This is a genomic window from uncultured Gimesia sp. (assembly GCF_963972345.1).
Lineage (GTDB): Bacteria > Planctomycetota > Planctomycetia > Planctomycetales > Planctomycetaceae > Gimesia.
In genome coordinates this window covers 1-3,670 of the sequence record NZ_CAXAVM010000328.1, presented here as the reverse complement: position 1 = coordinate 3,670, position 3,670 = coordinate 1, and the positions used below count along the sequence as shown (strand labels likewise).

The window sequence follows — 3,670 nt, the reverse complement described above, 5'->3', positions numbered from 1 at the left end:
GTGACCAGTTCGCAGGAACCTGGCTCCGCGGTCACCTGCTCGGCACTGTGATGGCGCCATTGGATATTTGGAACCTGCTGATCCCGGGCTTTCTGTTTCGCAGTTGCCAGCATTTCCGCATCCGGGTCGACGGCGATGACTTCCTGAAAGCGGGGCGCCAGGCGGATCGCGAGTTCGCCCGTGCCACATCCCAGGTCCAGCAGTCGTCCTGTGCCGGTCAGCTGCGCCTGTTCGCAGACCTGTGACAGGAGTGGCTGCGGATACGGAACGCGGTAACGCGCATAGTAGGGAACCGTTCCCTGAAATAGATCTCTGCTCAAAACCGGACTCCCCCTCGACTGGTACTAAACCATCAAATCGGTTGTGTTGTGGGAGTCAGTTTAAGCGTTAGAGTGTTGTGACTTCAATCGAAGAGGGAACCCTGTCGCTTTTCTTTGCCGTAGCGTTCGAGGTAACCGTCCACGCTGAATTTGCGGGCCGTGTTTTCGCTGGTCATGTAGCGGATTTTTCCGAAGATGGGTCGCTCGGGTCCCCAGGCACGATCGTAGCGGCCTAAACACCAGAAGATACCCGAATACGAATTCGGGTTGCGGCCATCGACGGCGTACTTGTTATTGAGGTGAATCATGATCTCCAGCGCAGCCTGCGGAGATTCGGACCAGTGCAATATTTTCTTGCCCCAGAGCATTCGCATGTAATTATGCAGGCGTCCTTCCGTGACCAGCTGTGTTTGCGCGGCGTTCCAGAGGGCATCGTGTGTGCGGGCCTGTTCGAATTCTTCGAGCGAGTAGCAGGGATCGCGCTGGTCGGAGGCGTGTTCTTCGAGCGTCGTCCGCGCCCAGTCGGGCAGGGACTCATACTGGTCATAATCATCGCGCTGCCAGCACATGTTGTAACCCAGCTCGCGCCAGGTGATCAGTTCGTCCAGAAAGCCTTCGGCGGTTTCACTCATCTGCCACCAGCCGGCCCGTTTGCCGGTCGCCTTCTGATCCCTTAATTTTTCGATATCCCAGTGCTCACGATCGGCGAGCCGTTTGAATACTTCATGCACCGAGATATGACCGAAGTGCAGGTAGGGCGAGAGTCCGCTGGTGACTTCTTCTTCCGGCAGATTCCGTTCTTCTGCATAACGTTCCAGGCGGACGTTGAGAAACTGTTTGAGCGTTTTGTCGGCTGCCTGCATCCCGCCGTCAAAATCAGCCGGGCCGACCCGATGATCGAGGGGCAGGTCGGCCAGTACTTCGGGTGTGGCCTGCAGGAGATCGTCGGATGCCATCGGCCAGCGTTTGAGGATTTCCTTCGGCACGGAGGAAAATTCGGGAAGCTCGATGTGAGACATCGGGTTGATTTTGGGAATCTGGTCCAGGTGGTCGGGCAGCGCTATGTGCAGAAAGCGTCGGAACGCGTAAGCCGTGGGATAGATCTGAGAGGCGGCCCGCAGCGGCAGGAGCCCGTTGGAATCAATGGCTTCCAGGCGCACGGGCAAGCGGGGGGCGACCGCTTTCAGCATATGGGGAATGAAAAAGCAGGGGAAGTCATCGGTGACCACCACGCAGGCTTTCTTTGACAACGCAGCCAGCAGCCCCGCACCATGGCCGGCTTCCGGTTCGACATAACAGTAATAGCCGGCGGGACTGTCTTGCAGGCTCTTCCGGTTGTCGGCCATCCCCTGCAGGACGAATCGATGCAGACGGTCGCTGGCCCATTCGTAGCCGCAACGCAGTGCTTCGAAAACGAGCAGGGGTTTGTTGAGTTCTTTGCTGAGGTCCACGGCCCGCTGCAGACTGAAATTATAACGGGTCCGCCGATTGGCGATCATCCAGTACAGAACGTAATCGCCGTTCTGTTGCAGCGGTGCCTGGTTGAGTGTGCGAATGCGGATTTCGGGAACGCTCATACGAATCGGTCAGTTTCCGGTTTCTGAAGTTTTCCAGCGATAGACTGCGAGGTGATCCAGGGCGCGGATGAAAATTTCATTGCCGCTGACAGCGATGTGCGCCCAGGAATCTTCGGCGACTTTGCGTCGATCGAGCAGTTCGAACTTTTGCGGGTTCGCCTGGATCAGCAGCAGATCCCCGGTCTGATCGAGGGCGAGTATTTTTTTCCCATCGGTCACCATACTCCAGTATTTCCCGTAGGGAGTTGTGGTCCAGCGGGTTTCGCCTGTTTTGAAATCGATGCAGGTCAAGCGCTGATTGCGCAGGTGAAGGTAAATATGGTCTTCAATGATCAGCGGGGAGGACATGTATCCCTGTGCCCTGTTGGTCCAGGTTTCCTGCGGGGCAGACTGTTCGCCGGTTTTGCCGGGAGTAAAGAGAAACGATTTGCCGCCATAGCTGCTGGTAAAGACGGAATTCTCGTGGACCGTGGGCGTGAGAATATTCATGCCGCGAAAGGCTGGGATGTCCTGTTTCCAGAGTGGGGTGCCATCATCGGGATTGACGCCTGCCAATGTGGTGCGGGTCTGGACGATCAGTTGAGGAACTCCATTCAGGGTGGCGTAATAAGGCGAAGAGAAGGCGCTGCCGAACATGCCGCCTCCATCTTCCAGCGTCCGCCATTTGATTTCGCCGTTTAACTTATCGACTTTGCATAAGCCGCCTCCGGCCTGGACATACAGTGAATCGCCGACGATGAGCGGTGAAGAAGCGAAGCCGAAAGCGGGGGGCGGTGAGTTCAGTTTGTCAACGAAATCAATCCGCCAGAGGATCTCGCCGCTGGTGGCATCCAGGCAGACGAGTAGATCCCGAATGCCGGCGACGTACAGTCTTTCACCGTCATAAGCGGGGGTCGCCCGAATCCAGTCACCATTTTCTTTGGCGAAAAACGGGACGCTGATCGTGCCGGGCCAGGCCTGTTTCCAGATCTGTTTCCCCGTTTTGCGATTCAAGGCACGCACGACTTCGGTTTTCTGATCGATGGTTTCCGTTACGAAAATTCGGTCTGCTGTGACCAGGGGGCCCGAGTAACCGGGACCGAGGGGAATTTTCCAGACCTGGGTCAGAGACTGTTCAGACAGACTCTCGGGCAATGCGGTATCGCTGACGGTGCCGTCACGGTGGGGGCCTCGCCACTGCGACCAGTCTGTCGCTTTGAGCTCTGCTGCCTGTACTGTAGAGCAGAAACTTCCCAGTAGAAAGATCACCAGCGAAAAATAAAAGCGAGATAACATAGGGACCTCAAATCAACTGGCAGTGCAGAAGTGGGACAGGAATGAACCACGGCTTGTCGGATAAATAAGATTAGAATGTCTGATATTCTGTGTTGTGAATGTTCTCAGGTGTCCAGTGCGGAAATTGAATTTCCATTCCTTTCAAGGCATTGATCAGTTATAGTCAAAGTCCTGTTTTTTAAAGTCAAAAAACGGAACCGAATTCAAAATAGAATAAAATTGTAAAAGCTTATTGTAAAACGAGATGAGATTTTACAATACTAGTCTGGGGGGCTGTCTCTTCGGGCAGGGGGCTATCGGAGCGTCTTGAGGACTCTGACTGATTCTGCCTGCGAGATTTCAGAACCCGAAAAAGTGCAGTTGCAGTTCATCCATGCAGTCCCTGCGGGGATCACAAATGGTTTCTGTCTCTGTAAGTTACCCGCCAAACCATAATTTATTAATGAGTGAATAGACATGAATGACGCACGTCTTTCGGGCTATCCCATTTCGTACCTG

Annotated in this window: 3 protein-coding genes; all 3 read right to left on the bottom strand. The window is 54.8% G+C overall.

Annotation, left to right across the window (positions count from 1 at the left end):
• A partial coding sequence (locus AACZ40_RS28550) for a methyltransferase domain-containing protein (RefSeq protein WP_339677008.1) occupies window positions 1-320 on the bottom strand: 320 nt, incomplete at its 3' end.
• Between the two features lie 83 nt (window positions 321-403).
• Window positions 404-1,897: a deoxyribodipyrimidine photolyase gene (locus tag AACZ40_RS28545; RefSeq protein WP_291168926.1), complete on the bottom strand. Its 1,494-nt coding sequence runs from the start codon at window positions 1,895-1,897 to the stop codon at window positions 404-406.
• Window positions 1,898-1,906: 9 nt separating this feature from the next.
• Complete coding sequence (locus AACZ40_RS28540) at window positions 1,907-3,172, bottom strand: PQQ-binding-like beta-propeller repeat protein (protein ID WP_291168929.1); 1,266 nt, start codon at window positions 3,170-3,172, stop codon at window positions 1,907-1,909.
• Window positions 3,173-3,670: the final 498 nt, after the last annotated feature.